The organism is Spirillospora sp. CA-294931 (assembly GCF_050946795.1).
Taxonomy (GTDB): Bacteria; Actinomycetota; Actinomycetes; order Streptosporangiales; family Streptosporangiaceae; genus Spirillospora.
Map to the genome: position 1 here is coordinate 5984135 of NZ_CP192006.1, position 26022 is coordinate 6010156.

Consider the following 26022-nt stretch of genomic DNA (forward strand, 5'->3'; position numbering starts at 1 on the left):
AACAGGTCGGCCGCGGCCGTCACCACCGCGCGCAGGCCCGCCGGGGCGCCCGCGCGGTCGGCGAGCTCGGTGGCGCTGACGTCCAGATCGAACCTCGCCGAGGGCGCGCCGCCCGGCACACCGGACACCTTGAGGCCGCGCAGGCTCAGCTCGGCCGGACCGGTGTTCTGCAGCGTCAGCATCACCTGGAACAGCGGGTGCCGCGACAGCGACCGGACCGGCGCCAGCTCCTCCACCAGCCGCTCGAACGGGACGTCCTGATGCTCGAACGCGTCGAGCCCGGCCTCCCGCACCCGCCCGAGAAGCTCGGCGAACGTCGGGTCGCCCGAGACGTCGCCGCGGATCACCAGCGTGTTGACGAAGAAGCCGACCAGGTCGTGCAGCGCCTTGTCGGTGCGCCCGGCGACGGCCGCGCCGATCGGGACGTCGGTGCCCGCGCCGAGCCGGGCGAGCGTCGCCGCGAGCGCGGCCTGGAGCACCATGAACACGCTCATCCGCCGCTCACGGGCGAGGGCGGTCAGCCGCTCGTGGACACCGGCCGGGATCTCCACCACGACCTGGTGCCCTCGGTAGGAGGGCGCCGTCGGCCGTGGCCGGTCGAACGGCAGCGCCAGCTCCTCCGGAACGCCCGCCAGCGTCCGGCGCCAGAACTCCACCTGCTCGGAGAGCAGACTCTCCGGGTCGTTCTCGTCGCCGAGCGCCTCGCGCTGCCACAGCGTGTAGTCGGCGTACTGGATCGGCAGCGGCTCCCATTCCGGCGCCCTGCCCTCGCACCGCGCCGCGTACGCCGCCGACACGTCGCGCGCCAGCGGGCCGGCCGACCAGCCGTCCCAGGCGATGTGGTGCACCAGGACGACCAGCACGTGCTCGTCGCGTCCCTCGGCGAACAGCCACGCCTTCAACGGGATCTCGGCGGCCAGGTCGAAGGTGTGCCGCAGCGCGCGGGCGACGGCCGCCGTCCGCTCCCCCGGGGTCACGTCGGCGACGGTCAGGTCGAACCCGGTCGCCTCGGCCGGGAGGATCCGCTGGCAGGGCTCGCCGTCCCGCTCGGGGAAGACGGTGCGCAGCACCTCGTGCCGTTCGAGGACGTCCCGGAACGCGGCCCGCAGCGCCTCCCGGTCGAGCGTTCCCGTGAGGCGGAGGACGATGGGGCTGTTGTACGTCGTGCCCGGCCCCTCCAGCTGCGCCAGGAACCACAGACGACGCTGGGCGAACGAGAGCGGGATCATCGAGATTCCTCCTGCCCGCGCATGGAGCGCAGGATGGGCTTGGCCCTTCGGGTTCTTCCGTGTTCTGCGAGCCAGACCGCGAGACCGGCCGGTGTGGGGGTCGCGAAGACCGAGCGGATGGGCAGCTCCATGCCCAGTTCCTCCTGGACCTCGCTGGCGAGCCTGGTGGCCAGCAGCGAATGGCCGCCGAGCTCGAAGAAGTCGTCGTCGGGGCCGACGAGCTCCAGGCCGAGCACCTCGGCGAAGGCCCGGCACAGGACCTCCTCCCGGTGCCCGGACGGGGCGCGGCCGACTCCCCGTGCGGCGCCCGCGGCCGCGTATTCCGGCGCGGGCAGCGCCTTGCGGTCGAGCTTGCCGTTGGAGGCCAGTGGGAGGGTCTCCAGGGGCACGACGGCCGAGGGCACCATGTGGTCGGGCAGCCGCCCCGCGGCGTACTCGCGGATCTCGGTGGTCCGCTCGGACAGATCGGTGTGGGCGGCGGGAACCACGTAGGCGACCAGCCGCGTGTCGCCGGGGACGTCCTCGCGGGCGACGACCGCGACCCGGTCGACCTGCGGATGGGACAGCAGCGCGGCCTCGACCTCGCCGGGCTCGACCCGGAACCCGCGGATCTTGACCTGGTCGTCGGCGCGGCCCGCGAACACCAGCAGCCCCTCGGCGGTCCAGGACACCAGGTCGCCGGTCCGGTACATCCGCTCACCGGCACCGCCGTACGGGGACGCCACGAACCGCTCGGCCGTCAGACCCGGCCGGTTCACGTACCCCCGCGCGAGCTGGTCGCCGGCGATGTACAGCTCACCGGGCACCCCCACGGGCACCGGCCTCAGATGCGCGTCGAGGACGTAGAGGCGGGTGTTGGCCACCGGCGCGCCGATCGGCACCACGTCCGAGCCGGACGTGAGCCGGGTCGTGGCCACACCGATCGTGGCCTCGGTCGGGCCGTAGTGGTTGAACACCTCGGTCCCGGCCGACAGCTCGGCCACCAGTTCCGGAGAGGCCGCCTCGCCGCCCAGCACCAGCGACCGGCGCGGCGCGATGACACCGAGAGCGGCCACGTGCGAGGGGACGGCCTTGAGGTAGTCGATGCCGTGCTCGGCCAGGTAGGCGCGCACCGCCACCGCGTCGGTGACGGTCTCCTCGCCCAGGACGTGCAGCTCACCGCCCGAGACCAGGCTCGCGAACACCACCGTGTTGCCCAGGTCGGTCACCTGCGCCTGCAACACCGCGTACCGGCCGCCGGACGCGCCGAACCCGACCCTCTCCGGGACGGTGGCCACATAGTTCGCCAGACCGCCGTGAGTCACCGCCACACCCTTCGGGCGGCCCGTCGAACCGGAGGTGTAGATCACGTACGCCACGTGCTCCGGTGCCGGGGCGAGACCGGCCGCGGACTCCGGCTCCGTCGGGAGCGGCATCGCCGTCAGCGCGTCGTCCAGCGCCACCCAGCGGTGCCGGCCCGCGGGCAGATCCTCCAGCACCTCCCGGCTGGTCAGCGTCAGCACCGCGCCGCTGTCCTTGACCACGAACGCGACCCGGTCGGTGGGCTGCGCCGGATCGATCGGCGCGTACGCCGCCCCCGCCCGCCAGACCGCCAGGATCGCGGAGATCATCTCCCTGCCGCGCGGCAGGCACACGCCCACCACCGATTCGGCTCCCACGCCCTGGGCCCGCAGATAGCCCGCCAGCCGATCCACCTGGGCGTCCAGCTCCGCGTACGAGACGGCGACGCCGTCGGCCACCACCGCGACCGCGCCCGGCGTCCTGGCCACCTGCGCCGCGAACATCTGCGGCACCGACACCGGCGGCACGTCCACCGCGGTGTCGTTCCACTCCACCAGTACCTTGCGCCGCTCGGCCTCGCCGACGACCTCGACCGCCGACAGCGAGCCGTCCTGGTCGTGCTCCAGCGCGGCCACCAGGTTGTCGAGGCAGGTCTCCAGCAGGCGGCACACGGCCGCCGCGTCGACCGGCTCCACCGTGTGCACGGTCAGGCCGAACCCGGTCTCCAGATCGTCCACCGACACGGTGACGGGATAGTTGGTGTTTGCCTGGGGCGGGGTGAACACCGTCTTGATGCCCTTGGGCTCGGTGGGGCGCTCGTGCTCCGGCCGCGTCTCCGAACGGTGGCGGTGCCGGTAGTTCAGGAGCGAGGTGAACAGCGGGCCGCCGTTCTGAACCCCGCTGGCCCGCTGCGCCAGGGTCAGCGGCGCGTGCTCGTGGACGAGCAGGTCGGCCAGCTGACCGCGCATGCCCTTCACGGCGTCGCGCACGCCACCCGATCCGGTCCGCACCCGGACCGGCAGGGTGTTGATGAACAGGCCCGGCACCCGATCGGCCCCGGCCCCGGCGTTCATCCGGCCGAACAGGACCGTCCCGAACACGACGTCGTCGCGGCCGCTCACGGTCGCGAGCACCCGCGCCCATGCCAGGTGGAAGAGGGTGGCCGGGCTCACGCCGAGAGTGCGCGCCACCTCCCGGATCCGTGCACCGATCTCCGCGTCGACATCCCGGCGCACCCGCTCCACACCGCTGCCGTCGCCGTGCACGTTCAGCAGGCCGTACGGGGCCGTGGTCTCCGTCACGTCACCGAGCAGGTCGGCGAAGTACCGCCGATGCTCCTCCCGCGAGATTCCCAGGCGGGCCTGCGCCACCAGGTTGCGGAACGGCAGCGGCTCGGGCAGCGCATCCTCCCGGCCCGACAGCATCGCGTCCAGCTCGTTCAGCAGGACGTGGTGGGAGGTGTTGTCCAGCACGAGGTGATGGATCCGCAGCAGTGCCAGCCACCGGCCGGACTCCCGTGCGGGCATGAGGTGAACGTCGATCAGCGGAGCACGCCCGACGTCCATCCTCGACCTCCCGGCCGCGAGCAGCCGCTCCACCGGATCGGTGTCATCGGTACCGGGCACGAGCCGGTGGACCGGGAGGTCCGCCCGGCGCGTCACCACCTGGACCGGTTCGGGCAGGCCCTCCCACACGATCGCCGTGCGGTAGATGTCGTGCCGGTCGATCACCCGCTGGAACGCGTCGAGGAACGCCTCCAGCCGCTCCCGCGAGTCGAACTCGAACACCCTCGGTGAGGCGTACACGTCGATGCCGTCGTCGGCCTGGAGGAGGTGGTGGAAGAGGATGCCCTCCTGGAGCGGCGCCAGCGGATAGACGTCGGCGATGTTGGGCGCGCCGCCCTCCACGGCCGCGACGACCCGCTCGACCTGCTCGGGCGAGAGATCGATCAGCGGCAGCATCTCCGGGGTGATCTCGGTCGCGCCCGCCGGTATCCGGTTCGGCGGCACCTCGATCACACCGCGTCCCGCCTCCGTCGCGAGCTCGGCGGGCGTCGGCGTCTGGAACAGCGCCCGCACCGACACCGACACACCGCGCCCGCGCAGCGACTCCACCAGCCGGACGGCCAGCAGCGAATGGCCGCCCAGCATGAAGAAGTCGTCATCGACCCCCACGGAGTCCAGGCCGAGAACCTCGGCGAACGCCTGGCACAGGATCTCCTCCTCCACGCTCATCGGAGCACGGCCGCTCCCGGCGGAAAGGACCGCCGCGTAGTCGGGTGCGGGCAGGGCCTTGCGGTCGAGCTTGCCGTTGGACGCGAGCGGGAGCGTTTCCAGGGCGACGAAGGCCGAGGGGACCATGTGGTCGGGCAGCCGCGCCGCCACGTAGTCGCGGAGGGCGGTGGCGTCGTCGGTGACGACGTAGGCCACCAGACGTTCGTCGCGAGCGATCACCGCGACCTGGTCCACCTGTGCGTGGGCCGCCAGGACGGCTTCGATCTCGCCGGGCTCGACGCGGAACCCGCGAATCTTGACCTGGTCGTCCACCCGGCCCGCGAACACCAGCTGGCCTTCGCTCGTCCACCGGGCCAGGTCGCCCGTGCGGTACATCCGCCCACCGAACGGACAGGCGACGAACCGCTCTGCCGTCAGGCCGGGACGTCCGACATAGCCGCGCGCCAGTTGAGCTCCGGCGATGTAGAGCTCACCGGCCACACCGACAGGGACGGGTTGGAGGTGGTCGTCCAGAACGTAGAGGCGGGTGTTGGCCACCGGCGAGCCGATCGGCACCACGTCCGAGCCGAGTGTGAGCCGGGTCGTTGCCACGCCGATGGTGGTCTCGGTCGGGCCGTAGTGGTTGAACACCTCGGTCCCGGCCAGCAGCTCCGCCACCAGCTCGGGAGACGCCGCCTCACCACCCAGCACCAGCGACCGGCGCGGGGCCACAGCCCCCAGCGCGGCCACATGGGACGGGACGGCCTTGACGTAGTCGATCTCGTGGTCGGCCAGGTAGGCGCGTACGGCGGCCGGGTCGGTGATGGTCTCCTCGTCCAGGACGTGGAGTTCGCCGCCCGACACCAGGCTCGCGAACACCACCGTGTTGCCCAGGTCGGTCACCTGCGCCTGCAACACGGCGTACTTCCCACCCGACGAGCCGAAGCCCACACGCTCGGGCACACTCGCCACGTAGTTCGCCAGAGCCCCGTGGGTCACCGCCACGCCCTTCGGACGGCCGGTCGACCCCGAGGTGTAAATGACGTAGGCGACCTGGTCCAGCTTGAGATCCAGCTCGGGGGCGGACTCCGGCTGCATCTGGAGCTGCATGGTCATCAGGGCGTCGTCCAGCACCACCCAGCGATGACGGCCCGCCGGAAGATCCTCCAGAACCTCCTCGGTGGTCAGCGTCAGCACCGCGCCGCTGTCCTTCACCACGAACGCGATCCGGTCGGCGGGCTGCTCGGAGTCGACCGGGACGTAGGCCGCGCCCGCCTTCCAGATGCCCACGATCGCGGCGATCATCTCGACGCCGCGCGGCAGGCACACGCCCACCACCGACTCCGCGCCGATCCCCTGGCTCCGCAGCCAGTGCGCCAGCCGGTTCGCCCGCGCGTCCAGCTCCGCGTACGTGACGCGTTCATCGCCCGCCACCACGGCCACCGCATCACGCGCCGTGATCAGTTCCGGGACAGGCGTGCGGGCGGTCTCGACCTCGGTGTCGTTCCACTCGACCATCACCCTGTGGCGCTCGGCCGGGTCGAGGAGGTCCACCGCGCTCAGGCGCCGGGACGGGTCGTCCGCCAACGCGGACAGCACGCGGACCAGAGCTTCGGTCAACCGCTCGACCGACTCGCGCTCGAACAGATCCACCGCTCCCGCGACCACGCCGCCGATGCCACTGGGAACGCCGTCGGCGTCGAACCGCTCCCCCACCAGCACCGACAGGTCGAACTTGGCTCCCGTCCGGTCCATCGGCAGCGCGCTCGCCCGCACGCCGGACGTCCCGCCGGTACCGCCGTGCTTCGCCGCGGCGTCCTGCATGGTCAGGATGACCTGGAACAGCGGCTGGCGGCCGAGGGAGCGGGACGGGGCCAGCTCCTCCACGAGCCTTTCGAACGGCACGTCCTGGTTCGCGTACGCGCGCAGGCCCTTCTCCCGGACACGGCCCAGCAGCTCGGTGAAGGTCGGGTCACCGGACAGGTCGGTGCGGATCACCAGCGTGTTGACGAAACAGCCCACCAGCTCGTCCAGCGACTCATCCGTGCGGCCCGCCACTGCCGAACCGATCGGGACGTCAGTCCCGGCGCCCATCCGCGACAGTGTCACCGCGAGCGCCGCCTGCAACACCATGAACACCGTCACGCCTTCGGCACGCGCCACCTCGCCCAACCGCGCGTGCACGTCGGCGGACACCCGCACCGGCACCTGATGGCCCCGATGCGAGGCCACCGCCGGTCGCCGACGATCAAACGGCAGCGCCAGTTCCTCCGGCGCGCCCGCCAGCTCCTCGCGCCAGTATTCGACCTGACGCGTCAGAAGGCTGTCGGGGCCATCGCCCAGCAACTCACGCTGCCAGATCGCATAATCGGCGTACTGCACCGGCAACGGCGCCCACTCCGGCGCACGGCCCTCACAACGCGCCGCGTATGCGGCCGACACGTCCTGAGTCAGCGGACCCATCGACCAGCCATCGCTGGCGATGTGATGCACCACCAGCACCAGAACATGATCTTCCGCCCCGACACCGAACAGCCACGCCTTGATCGGCACCTCGGAGGAGAAGTCGAAGGCGTACCCGCTCGCCTTGGCGACGGCCTCGGGCAAGCCCTCGGAAGTCACCTCCTCCAGCGGCAGACCGAGCCCGGCCTCCGCCACGGTCAGGACACGCTGGTACGGCTCACCATCGGCCACCGGGAAGACCGTGCGGAGCACTTCGTGCCGCTCCAGCACGTCCCGCAGCGCGGCCTCCAGGGCCTCGTGATCGAGCCCGCCCGAGAGGCGGACCACGATCGGGCTGTTGTAGGTCGCGCTCGGGCCCTCCAATTGGCCAAGGAACCAAAACCGGCGCTGAGCGAACGACAACGGCACCCGCTCGGGACGCACCACCGGCTCCAACCTCGGCCGCGCGACATCCGCCCCGTCCAAGCGAGCGGCCAAGCCCGCCACCGTCGGCGCCTCGAACACCGATCGCAGCGGTAGCTCCACATCCAGCACCGCACGCGCCCGACCCACCAGACGCATCGCCAGCAGCGAATGGCCACCCAGCTCAAAGAAGTCGTCGTCCACCCCGACCGAGGCCAGCCCAAGCACCTCAGCGAAGATCTGGCACAGCAGTTCCTCCCGCAACGTCACCGGGGCCCTGCCTCCACCGGCGTGATCCGGAGCAGGCAGCGCCTTGCGGTCGAGCTTGCCGTTGGCGTTGAGCGGCAGGGCGTCCAGCGCAACGATCGCGGACGGGACCATGTAGTGCGGCAGCCGCTCGGCGGCGAACTCCCGCAGACCCGTGGTGTCCGCGCCGACGACGTAGGCGACCAGGCGCTTGTCTCCTGGGACGTCCTCGCGGACCACGACCGCGACCTGCGCAACCTGGGAGGCCAGGACGGCCTCGATCTCGCCCAGCTCGATCCGGAATCCACGGATCTTGACCTGGTCATCGGCACGGCCCAGGAAGTCAAGGTTCCCATCGGCACGCCACCGCACCACATCACCCGTGCGGTACATCCGCTCGCCAGGTGTGCCGAACGGACAGGCGACGAACCGCTCACCGGTCAAACCCGGACGGCCCAGATAGCCCCGGGCCACCTGCACACCCGCCAAGTACAACTCACCGGCCACGCCCACCGGCACCGGCTCCAGAGCCGCGTCGAGAACGAACGTGCGCGTGTTGGGAACCGCCTGCCCGATCGGGACAGACACGTCCCCGGGCGAGCACTTCCAGGCCGTCACGTCGATCGACGCCTCGGTCGGCCCGTACAGGTTGTGCAGCTCGACATCTTCGAACAGCTCGAAGAACCGCGCCACCGCAGAAGCGGGCAACGCCTCGCCCGAGCAGATCACCCGCTCCAGGCTCGTGCAGTCGGCGGCGGCCGGTTCGGCCAGGAACGCCTCCAGCATCGACGGCACGAAATGCACCGTGGAGATCTCCTGCCGCTGGATCGCCTCCGCCACATACAGCGGATCGCGGTGACCGTCCGGCCTGGCCATCACCAGGGTCGCGCCCTGCGACAGCGGCCAGAAAAACTCCCACACCGACACATCGAAACCAAACGGCGTCTTCTGCAACACACGATCATCGACGCCCAGACCGAATTGCGTCTGCATGCCCGCCAGCCGATTCACGATCCCCGAATGCGGAACCACCACACCCTTCGGACGACCCGTCGACCCCGACGTATAAATCACATACGCCGCATCATCCGGCGACAGCCGCACATCGGCCAGATCATCGCCCGAGAATTCGGACGCTTCTGTGTCGGTGATCAGCAGGGCCGGGGTCGCGTCGTCCAGGATGAACGCCACCCGGTCAGCGGGCAGGTCACCATCCAGCGGCAGATACGCCGCACCCGCCTTCAACACACCCAGCAGAGCGACCACCAGATCGGCCGAGCGCGGCAGCGCCACACCCACAACCTGGCCCGGCTTCACGCCCTTGGTCACCAGCAGACGCGCCAACCGATTCGCCCGCGCGTTCAACTCCGCGAACGAAAGCGCGGCGTCATCGGTCACCACGGCCACCGCATCGGGAGTCCGCGCCACCTGAGCCTCGAACAACTCCGGCAGGGTTGTCCGGAGGGTTTCGGCCGCGGATTCGTCCCGCCGTTGGACGAGCAGGTCGCGCTCGACCTTGTCGAGGATTCCGACCTGGGAGAGGCGGCCTTGCGGCTCCTCTTCCAACGCCGTGACCAGGCTGCCGAGACAGGTGTGCAGCAACCGGCACAGCGCGGCGCCGTCGACCGAGCCCACCGCGTCCACGGTCAGCCCGAACCGGGTGCCCAGGTCTTCCACCGACACGGCCACGGGGTAGTTGGTGGCTTCCCGGGTGAACATCGTCTTGATGCCTTGGAGGCCGGTGCCGTTCGCTCGGTCCGTTCCGGTCTCCGGGCGTCGGCTGTGCCGGTAGTTGAGGATGGAGGTGAACAGCGGGCTGCCGCCCGCGACACCACTGGCCTGCTGCGCGAGCGCCAACGGCGCGTGCTCGTGCACCAGCAGTTCCGCCAACTGGTCCCGCACATCGAAGAGCGCCTCGCCCACGCCCTTCCGCCCCGAACGCACCCGGACCGGCAGCGTGTTGATGAACAACCCCGGCACCCGGTCGGCACCCGCACCGGCGTTCATCCGGCCGAACAACACCGTCCCGAACACCACGTCATCGCGACCGCTCAACGTCGACAACACCCGCGCCCACGCCAGATGGAACACCGTCGCCGCACTCACACCCAGCGACCGCGCCGCCGCCCGCACCCGGTCGCCGATCTCCCCGTCGACGGCCAACTCCGCGCGCTCGACTCCACCGCCGTCGCCGCGCACGTCCAGGAGGCCATAGGGAGCGGTCGTCTCCTCCACGTCGCCCAGCAGGGCCGCGAAGTACCGCTCATGCTCCTCTTGTGAGATCCCCAGCCGCGCCTGCGCCACGAAGTCGCGGAACGGCAACGGTTCGGCGAGCGAGTCCTCCCGGCCCGCCAGGATCGCCTCCAGCTCCCCGATCAACACGTCCTGTGTCGTGTGGTCCTGAACCAGATGGTGAATCCGCAGCAGCGCGAGCCACCGGCCGGACTCCGGCTCGGCCGCGACATGGACGTCGATCAGCGGGGCGCGGCCCACATCCATGTGTGACCCGCAGGCCGCGAGCAGCCGTTCCACCGGGTCCGCGGCGTCCGGGCCGAGGACGACCTCCTCGACCGGCAGCACCGCCCCCCGGAGCACCACCTGCACCGGCTCCCGCAGTCCCTCCCACACGATCGCCGTGCGGTAGACGTCGTGCCGCTCCACCACGCGCCGCAGCGCGGCGACGAACGCGTCCAGCCGCTCGCGCGAGTCGAACCCGACGACGCGTGGGGAGACGTACACGTCGGCGTCCGCGTCGGCCTGCAGCAGGTGGTGGAAGAAGATGCCCTCCTGCAACGGCGCGAGCGGGTAGACGTCCGCGATGTTGGCGGCGCCGCCCTCCACCGCCGCGACGACCCGCTCGACCTCCTCGGCCGACAGCTCGACCAGCGGCAGCATCTCCGGCGTGAGGTGAACGGCGTCGGCGGGAATCCGGTTCTCGGGGACCTGGACCGGCTCGGGCGTCGCGGCGGCGGCCAGCCCGGCGGGCGTCGGCGTCTCGAACAGCGCCCGCACCGACACCGACACGCCGCGCCCGCGCAGCGACTCCACCAGCCGCACCGCCAGCAGCGAATGACCGCCCAGCCGGAAGAAGTCGTCCTCCACCCCGACCGAGGGCAGCCCGAGCACGTCCGCGAAAGCGCCGCAGAGGATTTCCTCCTCCACGCCGGCCGGGGCCCGGCCACGCCCGGCCTCGCCCGCGAGGTCCGGGGCGGGCAGGGCGGCGCGGTCGAGCTTGCCGTTGGCCGTGAGCGGCAGGGTCTCCATGACGACGACCGCGCCGGGGACCATGTAGTGCGGCAGCCGGGTGGAGGCCAGGCGGCGCAGATCATCGGCCAGGGCCCGGGCGTCACTGCTGGGATCGGCGGGCGCCGCGTAGGCGACCAGGCGCCGGTCGCCCGGAGCGTCCTCCCGGACGACCACGGCGGCCTGCGCGACTCCCGGATGACCGGCCAGGACGGCCCGGACCTCGCCCGGCTCGATCCGGAAGCCGCGGATCTTGACCTGCTCGTCGGCCCGTCCCGCGAACGCCAGGCGGCCGTCGGCCGTCCATCGGGCCAGGTCGCCGGTCCGGTACATCCGCGCGCCGTCCGCGGCGAACGGGTTCGCCACGAACCTCTCGGCGGTCAGGCCGGGACGGCCCACGTATCCCCGGGCGAGCCCGGCGCCCGCGATGTACAACTCCCCCGTCGCGCCGACGGGTGCCGGGTGCAGGTTCTCGTCCAGGACGAAGACGCGCGTGTTGGCGATCGGCCCGCCGATGCCGCCGCCGTCGCCCGGAGACAGCGGGGCGGACATCGTGGTGCAGACGGTGGCCTCCGTCGGCCCGTAGACATTGACGAACCGCCGGCCAGGCGCCCAGCGGGCCACCAGGTCGGCGCCGAGGGCCTCACCCGCCGACATCAGCGTCTCCACCGAGGCGAGGTCCCCTGGCGCGAGCATCGCCAGGACCGCGGGCGGCACCTTGGCGTGCGTGACGCCGTGCCGCGCCACGACTCCGGCCAGCCCGGCGCCCGGCAGCAGTTCCCCGGCGTCGGCCAGCACCAGCCGCGCCCCGCGCGACAGCGTCACCAGCACCTCGGTCACCGCCGCGTCGAAGCTCATCGACGCGAACTGCAGCATCCGGCCGGTGCCGTCCAGCGCGAACCGCTCGGCCTGGGCGGTCACCAGGCTCGCCAGCCCGGCATGCGACACCGCCACGCCCTTCGGACGGCCCGTCGAGCCCGAGGTGTAGATCACGTAGGCCAGCCCAGCCGTCGCGACCCGCACCTCGGGGGCCACCGCCGGTGCGGCCGCGACGGCGGCGGCCACCCGCGGGTCGTCCAGGTCCAGCGCCCGCGCCGCCGACGCTCCGGCGGGCGCGTCACCGCGGCCGACCACGAGCCGGGCGCCGCTGTCGGCCAGCATGAACTCCAGCCGCTCGGCCGGGTACCCGGGGTCCAGCGGGACGTACGCCGCCCCCGCCTTCCAGACCCCCAGGATCACGGCGATCAGGTCGACGCCGCGCGGCAGGCGGACACCGACCACCGACTCGGGGCCGGCCCCCTGGCTGAGCAGCCAGTGCGCCAGCCGGTTGGCCCGCGCGTCCAGTTCGGCGTAGGACAGCGCGACGTCGCCGTGCACCACGGCCACCGCGTCCGGAGTGCGCGCGGCCTGGGCCTCGAACAGACCGCTCGCCGAGAGCCCAGGCACGTCCACCGAGGTGTCGTTCCACTCGTGCAGCAGCCGGTTCCGCTCGGCCTCGTCCAAGACGTCGACGGCGCTCACCCGGACCTGCGGCGCGGACAGCACCGTGTCCAGCACCCGGGTCAGCCGGGCCGCGAAGCGCTCGGCGGCCACGGCGTCGAACACGTCCGCGGCGACGACCACCACGCCGCGCAGCCCGGCCGGTGCGCCCCGCTCGTCGAAGTGCTCGGTGACGGCGACGTCCAGGTCGAACTTCGCCGCCGCGGTGCCGGGCCGGTCGGCCGACATGCCGACGGCCCGCAGCCCGTGCAGGTCCAGGGCGGCCCGCGCGTTGTTCTGGAGGGTCAGCGTCACCTGGAACAGCGGGTGCCGCGCCAGCGAACGGGCCGGGGCCAGGTCCTCCACCAGCCGCTCGAAGGGCACGTCCTGATGCTCGAACGCCTCGACACCCCGGACGCGGACGCGCTCCAGGACCTCGGCGAACGTCGGGTCGCCGGACAGGTCCGTGCGGATCACCAGCGTGTTGACGAAGAACCCGACCAGGTCGTCCAGCGCCTCGTCCAGCCGGCCCGCGACCGCCGAGCCGATCGGGAGGTCGGTGCCCGCGCCGAGCCGGTTCAGCATGACCGCCATGGCGGCCTGGAGGACCATGAACGGCGTGGCCCCGCGATCCCGCGCGACCTTCAGCAGCCGGGCATGGGTCTCGGCCGGGAGCTCCAGCGGCGCCCGGTGGCCCCGGTGCGAGGCCGCCGCCGGACGCGGCCGATCGAACGGCAGCGCCATCTCGACCGGCGCCCCGGCGAGCGTCTCGCGCCAGTACGCCATCTGGCGCGCCAGCACGCTGCCCGGGTCGTCCTCGTCGCCGAGGAGCTCGCGCTGCCACAGGGCATAGTCGGCGTACTGCACCGGCAACGGCGTCCAGTCCGGGGCGCCGCCCTCGCGCCGCGCGGCGTACGCCACCGACACATCGCGCGCCAGCGGGGCCCACGACCAGCCGTCGCTGGCGATGTGGTGCACCAGGAGCACGAGCACGTGCTCGTCGGGCGCCACCGCGAACAGGCAGGCCCGCAACGGGATCTCGGCCGACAGATCGAACGCGTACCGGCACGCCTCCGCCACCGCGTCCGGCACATCGTCGGCGGCGACCTCCAGCACCGGCAGGCCGAACCCGGTCTCCGCCACCGGAAGCACCCACTGGTGCGGCTCGCCCTGAGCCGACGGGAAGACGGTCCGCAGCACCTCGTGCCGCTCCAGGACGTCCCGCAGCGCCGCTTCGAGCGCCGCGCGGTCCAGCTCACCGGTCAGCCGCAGCACGACCGGGCTGTTGTAGGTCGCGCTCGGCCCCTCCAGCCGCGCCAGGAACCAGAGCCGCCGCTGCGCGAACGACAGCGGCACCCGCTCCGGACGCGCCACCGGCACCAGGGCCGAGCGCGCCTCGCCCGCCTCGGCGAGCCGCGCCGCCAGGGCCGCCGCCGTCGGCGCCTCGAACAGCGTCCGCACCGGCACCTCGACGCCCAGGAGCGCGCGGACCCTGCTGAGCAGCCGGATCGCCAGCAGCGAATGCCCGCCCGACTCGAAGAAGTCGTCGTCGACCCCGACGGCCTCCAGGCCCAGCACCTCGGCGAACGCCCGGCACAGGGTCTCCTCCGCAGCCGTCGCCGGTGCCCTGCCGGTGCGGGCGCCCGTCCCGTAATCGGGCGCGGGCAGCGCGGCGCGGTCGAGCTTGCCGTTCACCGTGATCGGCAGCGCGTCCATGGCGACGAAGGCCGAGGGCACCATGTACTGCGGCAGGCGCTCGGCGGCGAACTCGCGCAGGCCCGTGGTGCCGGCGGCGACGACGTAGGCGACCAGGCGCCGGTCTCCGGACGCGTCCTCGCGGACGACGACCGCGGCGTGCGCGACCTCGGGATGACCGGCCAGGACGCTCTCGATCTCCCCCGGCTCGATCCGCTGACCCCGGATCTTCACCTGCTCGTCGGCGCGGCCCGCGAACACCAGCTGACCGTCGGGCGTCCACCGGGCCAGGTCGCCCGTGCGGTACATCCGCTCGCCCGCGCCGCCGAACGGGCAGGCCACGAACCGCTCACCCGTCAGGCCCGCCCGGCCGACGTAACCGCGTGCCAGACCGGAACCCGCCACATACAGCTCGCCGACCACGCCCTCGGGAACCGGGCGCAGCCCCTCGTCCAGCACGAACACCCGCGTGTTCGCCACCGGACGGCCGATCGCCACCTCGCCCGCATCCGGATCGCACCGCCACAGCGTCGCGTCGACCGTCGTCTCGGCCGGGCCGTAGGAGTTGAACATCCGGCGGCCCGGAGCCCACCGGCCCAGCACCTCGGCCGACGACGCCTCGCCCGCGACGACCAGGACGACGTCCCGGTCGATCGAGGTCTCGTCGAGCGTCGCGAGAACCGCGGGCGGCAACGTCACGTGCGACACCCGCTCCTCGGCCAGCAGCGCCGGAAGCGCGGCGCCCAGGCGCCGCTCACGCGGGATGACGACGAGCGTGGCGCCGGACAGCAGCGCCGACATCCACTCCCACCCGAACGTGTCGAACGCCGCCGAGGCGAACTGCCCCACTCGGGACCCGGGACCGACGCCCAGATGCCGTACATGGCCCTCGACCATGCTCGACACGCCCGCGTGGGAGACGAGAACGCCCTTCGGGACACCCGTGGACCCCGAGGTGTAGATCACGTACGCCGCCGACGCCACCGGCACGACCGCACGACCAGCGGCGGTCCCCGGCCCGTCCACCGCGACGCGGATGACCTCGTCCGGCAGCGTCCCGGCCCAGCCGGAATCGGTCACCACCGACCGGACGCCGGCGTCGCGGAGCATGAACGCGATGCGCTCGGGCGGATGTTCGGCGTCCAGCAGCAGATACGCGCTCCCCGCCTTCAGGACGCCCAGCATCGCGACCATGAGGTCGGCGCCGCGCTCCAATCCGACGGCGACGACACTCCCCGCGCCCGCAAGGCGACCCGCCAGACGACCCGCGCGCTCGTCCAACCGCGCGTAGGTCACCTCGACGCCGTCGGCCACGACCGCCACCGTGTCCGGCGCACGCGCCACCTGAGCCTCGAACAACTCCGGAATCGACGCCACCGCGACCTCGGTCCCGGTGTCGTTCCACTCCACCAGGAGCCGCTCCCGACCGGCCGGGTCCAGCGCCTCCACGGCGCCCACACGCACGGCGGGATCGGCGACCAGCCCCGACAGCACCCGCGACCACGCCCCGGCGAAACGCTCCGCCGACGCCGCCTCGAACACGTCGGCCGACACGATCAGCGAACCGCGCAGCCCCGCGGGCGCGCCCTCGGCGTCGAAGACCTCGGAGACGACGATCTCCAGGTCGAACTTGGACGCCTGTTCCCCCACGGGCAGCGCGGAGACCTCGACGCCGGGCAGGGCCAGGTCGGGCGAACCGGTGTTGAGCAAGGTCAGCATGACCTGGAACAGCGGATGGCGGCCGAGGACGCGGTCCGGGGCGAGCTCCTCGACCAGGCGCTCGAACGGCACGTCCTGGTGCTCGAAGGCGCCCAGGCCCGTCTCCCTGACCTGGGCGAGCAGGTCGGCGAAGGTCGGGTCGCCGGACAGGTCGGTCCGGATCACCAGCATGTTCACGAAGAAGCCGACCAGGTCGTCGAGCGCCTCGTCGAGGCGGCCCGCGATGGTGGAGCCGATCGGGACGTCGTGTCCGGCGCCGAGCCGCGACAGCGTCACCGCCAGGGCCGACTGCACCACCATGAAGACCGTCACGCCCTCGGCCCGCGCCACCTCGCGCAGCCGGGCGTGCAGGTCGGCCGGGAGCTCCAGCGGGACCCGATGGGCGCGGTAGGAGGCCGCCGCCGGGCGCGGATGGTCGAAGGGCAGCGCGAGTTCCGCCGGGGCTCCGGCGAGCGCCTCGCGCCAGTACGCCACCTGGCGCGACACCACGCTGCCCGGGTCGTCCTCGTCGCCGAGCAGCGTGCGCTGCCACAGCGCGTAGTCCGCGTATTGCACCGGCAGCGGCGTCCACTCCGGGGCACCGCCTCCGGAACGCGCCGCGTACGCCGCCGACACGTCGCGGGCCAGCGGCACCAGGGACCAGCCGTCGCTGGCGATGTGGTGCACCAGTACGACGAGCACGTGCTCGTCCGGCCGCACGGCGAACAGCCACGCCTTCAGCGGGATCTCGGCCGCCAGGTCGAAGGTCCGCCGCGCGGCGGCGGTGACGGCCGCCGGGACTTCCTCCGGGGCCACGTCGGCGACGGACAGCGCGAAACCGGTCTCGTCCGTCGCCATGACGCGCTGGTAGGGCTCGCCGCCGGACGCCGGGAACACCGTGCGCAGCACCTCGTGCCGGGCCAGGACGTCCCGCAGCGCCGCTTCGAGCGCCGCGCGGTCCAGGTCGCCGGTCAGCCGCAGCACGACCGGGCTGTTGTAGGTCGCGCTCGGCCCCTCCAGCTGCGCCAGGAACCACAGGCGGCGCTGCGCGAACGACAGCGGAACCCGCTCCGGGCGGACGGCCGGGGCCAGGGCCGTGCGCGCCGCGCCCGCCCCGGCCAGCCGGGCGGCCAGGCCCGCCGCAGTCGGCGCCTCGAACAGGGTCCGCAGCGCCACCTCGACGTCCAGCACGGCGCGCACCCGGCTCACCAGCCGGGTCGCGAGCAGCGAGTGCCCGCCGAGTGCGAAGAAGTCGTCGTCGACCCCGACGCCGTCGCGGCCCAGGACCTCGGCGAACACCTGGCAGAGGAGCTCCTCGCGCATCGTGGCGGGCGCGCGGCCCTCGCCGCCGGTGGCGGCGGGGGCGGGCAGCGCCGCGCGGTCGAGCTTGCCGTTCACGGTGAGCGGCAGCGCGTCCAGCGCCACGAACGCGGACGGGACCATGTAGTGCGGCAGCCGCTCGACGGCGAACCCACGCAGGGCCGGCGCGTCCTCGGCGACGACGTAGGCCACCAGGTAGCGGTCACCGGGAACGTCGTCGCGGGCCACGACGGCGGCCTGCGCCACGCCCGGGTGGGCGGCCAGCACCGCCTCGATCTCGCCGGGCTCGATCCGGAAGCCGCGGATCTTCAGCTGCTCGTCCGTCCGGCCCGCGAACACCAGCAGACCGTCGTCCCGCCATTGGACCAGGTCGCCGGTGCGGTACATCCGCCCGCCGAACGGGCAGGCCACGAACCGCTCACCGGTCAGGCCGGGCCGCCCGGCGTAACCGCGCGCCAGCCCGGCGCCCGCGAGGTACAGCTCACCGACCACGCCGACCGGCACCGGCCGCAGCCGGTCGTCCAGGACGTAGGCGCGGGTGTTGCGGATCGGCGCGCCGATCGGGACGCCGGCCGCGCCGGATTCGCCGCGCCAGGACACGGCGTCGACCGTCGTCTCGGTCGGGCCGTAGGTGTTGAACAGCACCCGGCCCCGGGACCAGCGGGACGCCAGCTCCGGCGGGCACGCCTCCCCACCGACCTCGATCACCACGTCGGCGGGGACGGACCGCTCCCGCAGGCTCGCCAGCACCGCGGGCGGCAGCGACGCGTGCGTGATCCCGTTCCCGGCGACGAAACCGGCCAGGGCCTCGCCCAGCCGGGCCTCGTCCGGGACGACGACCAGCGCCGCCCCCGAAAGCAGCGCGACCGACCATTCCAGGCAGAAGTTGTCAAAGCCCGCCGACGCGAACTGCGCCACGCGCGAGCCCGGGGCTGTCGCGAACCGCTCCCGGCCCGCCAGCGCGGTGTTGGCGAATCCGGCGTGCGTGACCACGACGCCCTTGGGGGTGCCGGTCGAACCCGAGGTGTAGACCACGTAGGCCGGATGGTCGCCCAGCACGGACGCCTCGACGGCGTGGCCGGGCGTCTCCGCGAAATCGGGGGCGTCGACGGCCAGGATCTCGCCGGGGAATCCCTCGACGGTCCCCGCACCGGCCTTGTCGGCGATGACCAGGCGGGGCCCGGCGTCCTTCAGGACGAACGCCGCGCGTTCGGCGGGCAGGGCGAGATCGAGCACCAGGTAGGCGCCGCCCGCCTTCAGCACGGCCAGCAGCGCGACCATCAGGTCGGCGCCGCGCTCCATCGCGACCGCGACGACGGACTCGGGGCCGGTGCCGCGCGCCGCCAGCAGGCGGGCGAGCCGGTCGGCGCGGGCGTCCAGTTCCGCGTACGTGGTCTCGGCACCGCCGTCGATCACCGCCGCCGCGTCCGGGGTGCGGGCGGCCTGGGCCGCGAACAGCTCGGGGACGAAGCCGTCCGGAGCGGGTGCCGCGGTGGCGTTCCAGTCGCGGACGATCCGGTCGCCCTCGGCGCCGTCGAGGACCTCGACGGCGGAGACCGGGGCGTCCGGGGCGGCGACGAGGGCCTCGACGGCCCGGCGCAGCCAGCCCGCGAGCCGTTCGGCGGTGCGCGGCTCGAAGAGGTCGGCGGCGGCGACGAGGCGTCCGGCCAGCCCGGCGGGCGCGCCGGAGGCGTCGAAGGACTCCCCCACCGAGACGTCGAGGTCGAACCGCGTCGCCGTGGATTCCGACAGCGCCCGCGCGGCGAGCCCCTCGGCCTCCAGGCCGGGCAGGACGAGCTCGGCCGGGGCGGCGTTCTGGACCGTCAGCATCACCTGGAACAGCGGGTGCCGCACCGTGGAGCGGACCGGCGCCAGCTCCTCCACCAGCCGCTCGAACGGCACGTCCTGCTGCTCGAACGCCCCGAGGTCGGTGTCGCGCACCCGGTCGAGCAGGTCGGCGAAGGTGGGGTCGCCGGCCAGGTCGGTGCGCATGACCAGGGTGTTCACGAAGAACCCGACCAGGCCGTCCAGGGCCTCGTCCAGGCGCCCGGCGACGGCGGTGCCGATCGGGACGTCGGTGCCCGCTCCCGCGCGCGACAGCGTCACGGCGAGGGCCGCCTGCATCACCATGAACACCGTCACCCGGTGTTCCCTGGCGACGTCCTGGAGCCGGGCGTGGACGTCGGCCGGGAACTCCAGCGGCACGGCGTGCCCCCGATCCGAGGCCACCGCCGGGCGCGGCCGGTCCAACGGCAGCGCCAGCTCCTGCGGCGCTCCCGCGAGGGCCTCGCGCCAGTACGCGACCTGCCGCGCCAGGACGCTTCCGGCGTCGTCCGCCTCGCCCAGCAGTTCCCGCTGCCACAGCGCGTAGTCGGCGTACTGGACCGGCAGGGGCTCCCAGTCGGGCGCCCTGCCCTCGCAGCGCGCCGCGTAGGCCGCCGACACGTCGCGCGCCAGCGGTCTCAGCGACCAGCCGTCACCGGCGATGTGGTGGAGCACCAGGAGGATGACGTGCTCGCGCGGCCCCACGGCGAACAGCCGCGCCCGCAGCGGGATCTCCGTGCCCAGGTCGAAGGGGGACCGCACGGCCTCCGACAGGGCTCCGGTCAGGTCGGCGTCCGTCGTGTCCGTGACGGCCAGGACGAACCCGGTCTCCTCCGGAGCGAGGATCCGCTGGTACGGCTCGCCGTCGGCCGCGGGGAAGACCGTCCTGAGCACCTCGTGACGGCCGATCACGTCGCGCAGCGCCGCGTCCAGCGCGGGGCGGTCCAGGTCGCCGGTCAGCCGCAGCGCCATCGCCAGGTTGTGGGCCGCACCCGGCCCTTCCATCTGCGTCAGGAACCACAGCCTGCGCTGGGCGAACGAGAGCGGGGTCATCGGGACTCCTCCTGTCGGCGCATCGGGCGCAGTGCGGGCCTGGCTCGCTGCGGGGGTTCTGCGTGGTCGGCGAGCCAGGACGCCAGCGCGGCGGGGGTCGGGGTGGCGAACAGCCGCCGCAGCGGCAGCTCGGCGCCCAGCGCCGTCCGCACCCGGCTCACCAGCCGGACCGCCAGCAGCGAATGGCCGCCCAGGGCGAAGAAGTCGTCGTCGACGGTGACCGACGGCAGCCCGAGCAGGTCCGCGAAGGCCCCGCACAGGACCTTCTCCCCCTCGGTCTCGGGGGCCCGGCCCCGGCCCGCGAGCCCGGCGTCACTCGGGGCGGGCAGCGCCGCGCGGTCGAGCTTGCCGCTGGCGTTCAGCGGGAGGGCGGGCAGGACGACGACCGACGCGGGCAGCATGTAGTGCGGGAGCCGTTCGGCCGCGAAGCCCCGCAGGACGTCCGGCAGGTCGTCGCCCGCTTTCCCCTCCGGGACGACGTAGGCGACCAGCCGCGGGTCGCCGGGGACGTCCTCGCGGGCGATCACGGCGGCCTGGGCCACTCCCGGGTGGGCGGCCAGCGCGGCCCGCACCTCGCCCGGCTCGATCCGGAAGCCGCGGATCTTCACCTGCTCGTCGGCCCGGCCCTCGTAGGTCAGCGTGCCGTCGGCGGTGCGGCGGGCCAGGTCGCCGGTCCGGTACATCCGCTCGCCCGGGGCGCCGAAGGGGCAGGCCACGAACCGCTCGCCGGTCAGGCCCGGCCGCCCCGCGTATCCGCGGGCCAGGCCGTGCCCGGCCACGTAGAGCTCCCCCACGACCCCGGGCGGAACCGGCGCGAGCCACGCGTCCAGCACGAACACGCGGGCGTTGACCATCGGCCCGCCGATCCCGACACCGTCCCCGGGAGAGAGCGGGGCCGACATGGTGGCACAGACGGTCGTCTCCGTCGGGCCGTAGCCGTTGACGAACCGGCGTCCGGGCGCCCACCGCTCCACCAGCTCGGCGCTCAGCGCCTCGCCCGCCGAGGTCAGCGACACCACCGAGGCCAGGTCGTCCGGCTCCAGCGTCTCCAGCACCGCCGGGGGCAGCGTCACGTGCGTGATCTCATGGCGCGCCACCACCTCGGCCAGTCCCGCGCCCGGCAGCAGTTCCTCGGAACCGGCGAGCACCAGCCGCGCCCCGCACGACAGCGTCACCAGGATCTCGGAGATCGCCGCGTCGAAGCTCGCCGAGGCGAACTGGAGCACCCGTGCCGCGCCGTCCACCGCGAACCGCTCGGTCTGCGCCGCCATCAGGCTCGCCAGCCCGGCATGCGGCACCGCGACGCCCTTCGGCCGTCCCGTCGATCCGGAGGTGTAGATCAGGTAGGCGGTCTGGGCGGGCAGCACCGGCGCGGCCTCGGGCACCCGCTCCGGTTCCGGGCCGTCCGGATCCACGGCCCGCACCCCGGGCGGGACGGCGCCGCGCGTGATGACGATCCCGGCACCGCTGTCGGCCAGCATGAACTCCAGCCGCCCGGCGGGCTGCGCGGGGTCGAGCGGCAGGTAGGTCCCGCCCGCCTTCCACACCCCGAGCAGCGCCGTGACCGCCTCGCTGCCGCGCGGCAGCGACACGCCGACGACGGACTCGGCGCCGACGCCCTCGCTCCGCAGCCGCCGCGCGATCCGCTCGGCGGCGGCGTCCAGCTCGGCATAGGACAGCCGGGACTCGCCGTGCTCGACGGCGACCGCGTCCGGCGTGCGGGCCGCCTGGGCCTCGACGATCGCGGCCGCCGGGACGCGCTCGACCGCGAGGGCCGTGTCGTTCCACGCCCGGACGCCCCGGTCGCGCCCGGCCTCGTCGAGGATCTCGACGGCGCGCAGCGGGATCGCCGGTTCCTTCTCCAGCGCGGTCACCAGGTTGCCGACGCAGGTGCGGAACAGGTCGCAGACCGCGTCGGCGTCCACGGAGGCCGCCGCGTCGACGGTCAGCCGGAACCCGCTCCCGTAGTCGTCCACGGCGACGGCGAGCGGGTAGTTGGTGCGCTCACGCGTGAGCAGCAGGGTCAGTCCGGCGGGCACGGCGCCCCCGGGCTTGGCCGCCACCTGGTTGTGCCGGTAATTGAACAGGGAGGTGAACAGCGGGCCGCCGCCCGGAATCCCCGCCGCCCGCTGCGCGAGCGCCAGCGGCGCGTGCTCGTGGACGAGCAGCTCGGCCAGCTGGTCGCGCAGACCCGCCAGCGCCTCGCCCGTCCCGTCCGCGCCGACGCGGACCCGCACCGGCAGCGTGTTGATGAACGGCCCCTGGACGCGGTCGGCCCCGGCCCCGGCGTTCATCCGGCCGAACAGGACCGTCCCGAAGACGACGTCGTCCCGCCCGCTCAGCGTCGCCAGGACGCGGGCCCAGGCCAGGTGGAACACCGTGGCCGCGCTCACGCCCGAGACGCGGGCGATCTCCCGCAGCCGGGCGCCGACCTCCTCCGCCACCGCCTGCTGCGCCCGCTCCACGTCGCCGCCGTCGCCGTGGACGTCCAGCAGCCCGAAGGGCGCCGTGGTCTCCCGCACGTCACCGAGCAGCGCGGTGAAGTGGCGCCGGTGCTCCTCGCGCGGCACCCCGAGATGCGCCTGGCCCACGAACGTGCGGAAGGGCAGCGGCTCGGGCAGCGACGCGGCGCGCCCCGAAAGGATCGCGTCCAGCTCCCTGAGCAGCGACTCCTGCGTGGTGTGGTCGCGGACCAGCTGATGGACGCGGACCACCCCCAGCCACCGGCCGGTGCCGGGCTCCGCCGCCACATGCACGTCGAGCAGCGGGGCGCGGGTCAGGTCCATCCGGCCGCCGCTCGCCGCGACCAGCCGCTCCACGCCGTCGCCGGAGCCGAGCTCGACCTCCCGGACCGGCAGCGTCACCCGGCGGGCCACGACCTGGACCGGCTCGCGCAGCCCGTCCCAGACGATCGCGGTGCGGTAGATGTCATGACGGTCGACCACCTGCCGCAGGGCGTCGAGGAACGCCTCCAGCCGCTCGCGCGAGTCGAAGCCGAGGGCGATCGGCAGCACGTAGGCGTCGCGACCGGCCTCCCCCGCCATGAGGTGGTGGAAGAAGATGCCCTCCTGGAGAGGGGCGAGAGGGTAGACGTCGGCGATGTTGGCCGCGCCGCCGTCGACGGCCTCGACCAGCCGCGCGACCTCGTCCTCGGAGAGGTCGACCAGCGTCAGCATCTCCGGCGTGAGCGCCGTCGCGCCCGCCGGGATGCCGTTGGGCGGGACGACGACCTCGGCCGGACCCGCCGCCGACGCCAGCCCCGCCGGGGTGGGCGTCTGGAACAGGGCCTTCACCGACACCCCGACCCCGCGTCCGCGCAGCAGCTCGACCAGCCGCACCGCGAGCAACGAGTGCCCGCCCAGCATGAAGAAGTCGTCCTCGACCCCGACGCCGTCCAGGCCCAGCACCTCGGCGAACGACCGGCAGAGGATCTCTTCCTGGACGCTGCTCGGAGCGCGCCCCTCGACCGTCGCCCCGGCGTGGTCGGGCGCGGGCAGGGCCTTGCGGTCCAGCTTGCCGTTGGAGGCCAACGGGAGTGCGTCCAGGGCGACGAAGGCCGAGGGGACCATGTGGTCGGGCAGCCGCGCCGCCACGTAGTCGCGGAGGGCGGTGGCGTCGTCGGTGACGACGTAGGCCACCAGACGTTCGTCGCGAGCGATCACCGCGACCTGGTCCACCTGTGCGTGGGCCGCCAGGACGGCTTCGATCTCGCCCGGCTCCACCCGGAACCCGCGAATCTTCACCTGGTCGTCCACCCGGCCCGCGAACACCAGCTGGCCTTCGCTCGTCCACCGGGCCAGGTCGCCCGTGCGGTACATCCGGCCACCGAACGGACACGCCACGAATCGCTCGGCCGTCAGGCCGGGGCGTCCGACATAGCCGCGCGCGAGCTGAGCCCCGGCGATGTAGAGCTCACCGGCCACGCCCACCGGCACCGGCCGAAGGGTCGCGTCGAGCACGTACAGGCGTGTGTTCGCGACGGGAGAACCGATCGGCACCACATCGGCATCGGGCGTGAGCCGGGCCGTGGCGACACCGATCGTGGCCTCAGTAGGGCCGTAGTGGTTGAACACCTCGGTCCCGGCCAGCAGCTCCGCCACCAGTTCAGGAGATGCCGCCTCACCGCCCAGCACCAGCGACCGGCGCGGGGCCACAGCCCCCAGCACGGCCACATGGGACGGGACGGCCTTGAGGTAATCGATCTCGTGCACGGCCAGATAAGCGCGCACCGCCGCCGGGTCGGTCACCGTGTCCTCGCCCAGAACATGCAGCTCACCACCGGACACCAGGCTCGCGAACACCACCGTGTTGCCCAGGTCGGTCACCTGCGCCTGGAGGACGGCGTAGTTCCCGCCCGACGAGCCGAACCCGACCCGGCTCGGGACCGAGGCCACGTAGTTCGCCAGACCCGCGTGGGTCACCGCCACACCCTTCGGGCGGCCGGTGGAGCCCGAGGTGTAGATGACGTAGGCGACCTGGTCCAGCTTCAGATCCTGCTCAGGTGTGGTCTCGGGCTGCATCTGGAGCTGCATGGTCATCAGGGCGTCGTCCGGCACCACCCAGCGATGACGCCCGGCGGGCAGATCTTCGAGAACCTCGTCGCTGGTCAGCGTCAAAACAGCGCTGCTGTCCTTGACGACGAACGCGATGCGGTCGGCGGGCTGAGCCGGGTCAACGGGCACATACGCCGCACCCGCCTTCCAGATGCCGACGAGCGCCGCGATCATCTCCGCACCACGCGGCAGGCACACGCCCACCACCGACTCGGAGCCGATGCCCTGACTGCGCAGCCAGTGAGCGAGACGGTTGGCACGCGCGTCCAGCTCGGCGTAGGTGAGCTGGTCGTCCTCGGCGACCAGGGCCACCGCGTCGGGCGTGCGGGCCGCCTGTGCGGCGATCCACTCCGGGACGGAACCGTCTGGCAGCTCGGCGGCGATGCCGTTCCACTCGACGAGCATCGTGCGGCGCTCGGCGGGGTCCAGGACGTCCACGGCGCCCACGCGCAGCGACGGGTCCTCGACCAGGGCCGAGACCACCCGGACCAGGCCGTCGGCCAGGCGGGCGGCCGTGGGCGCGTCGAACAGGTCCGCCGCGACCGTCACCGAGCCGTGCAGGCCCAGCGGGACGCCCCCGGCGTCGAAGGTCTCCTCGACCATGACGTCCAGGTCGAACTTGGCCGCGGGGCGGGCGGTCGCCATGCGCTCGTAGGTCAGTCCGGGCAGGCGCAGCACCGCCTCCGCCGTGTCGTGCATCGTGAGGACGACCTGGAACAGCGGCTGCCGCGCCAGCGAACGGGCCGGGGCCAGCTCCTCGACCAGCCGCTCGAACGGGACGTCCTGATGGGCGAAGGCGCCCAGGCTCGTCTCGCGCACCCGGGCCAGCAGCTCGCCGAACGACGGGTCACCGGACAGGTCGTTGCGGATGACCAGCGTGTTGACGAAGCAGCCCACCAGGTCGTTCAGCGACTCGTCCAGCCGACCCGCGATCGCGGAACCGATGGGGACGTCGGTGCCCGCGCCGAGCCGGTTGAGCAGCACGGCCGTCGCGGCCTGCATCACCATGAACGGCGTCACGCCCTCGGCGCGCGCCACCTCGCGGAGCCGGGCGTGCACGTCGGCGGGAAGGTCGAGCGGAGCCTGGTGCCCCTTGCGCGAGGCGATCTGCGGCCGAGGCCGGTCGAACGGGAGCGCCAGCTCCTCGGGCGATCCGGCCAGCGCCTCACGCCAGTAGGCGATCTGGCGCGACAGCATGCTCTCCGGGTCGTCGCCGTCGCCCAGCAGCTCGCGCTGCCACAACGCGTAGTCGGCGTACTGCGCCGGAAGCGGCGCCCAGCCCGGCTCGGTCCCCTGGCGCCGCGCCGCGTAGGCCACCGACAC

The 26022-nt window shown here is 73.4% G+C and carries 3 protein-coding genes (2 of these 3 only partly in view); all 3 read right to left on the minus strand.

Annotated features, from left to right (window positions below; genetic code table 11):
* Tightly spaced (each overlapping or abutting the next), the 3 genes in view from ACQPY4_RS26940 to ACQPY4_RS26950 form a layout consistent with a single transcriptional unit that may run on beyond the window.
* Positions 1-1229, minus strand: the beginning of a protein-coding gene (locus ACQPY4_RS26940) for a non-ribosomal peptide synthase/polyketide synthase (RefSeq protein ID WP_433325333.1). 21421 nt of this gene lie to the left of the window's left edge; the window shows 1229 of its 22650 coding nt (coding positions 1-1229); its start codon is at positions 1227-1229; its stop codon lies beyond the left edge, outside the window.
* Positions 1226-20146, minus strand: coding sequence for a non-ribosomal peptide synthase/polyketide synthase (locus ACQPY4_RS26945; protein ID WP_433325335.1), 18921 nt, complete (start codon positions 20144-20146; stop codon positions 1226-1228). Before ACQPY4_RS26945 ends, ACQPY4_RS26940 begins: the two co-directional genes overlap by 4 nt.
* Positions 20143-26022: the end of an amino acid adenylation domain-containing protein gene (locus ACQPY4_RS26950; protein ID WP_433325337.1), read on the minus strand. The gene runs 9849 nt beyond the window's last position; only the last 5880 of its 15729 coding nucleotides appear in the window; its start codon lies off the right edge, out of view; its stop codon occupies positions 20143-20145. Before ACQPY4_RS26950 ends, ACQPY4_RS26945 begins: the two co-directional genes overlap by 4 nt.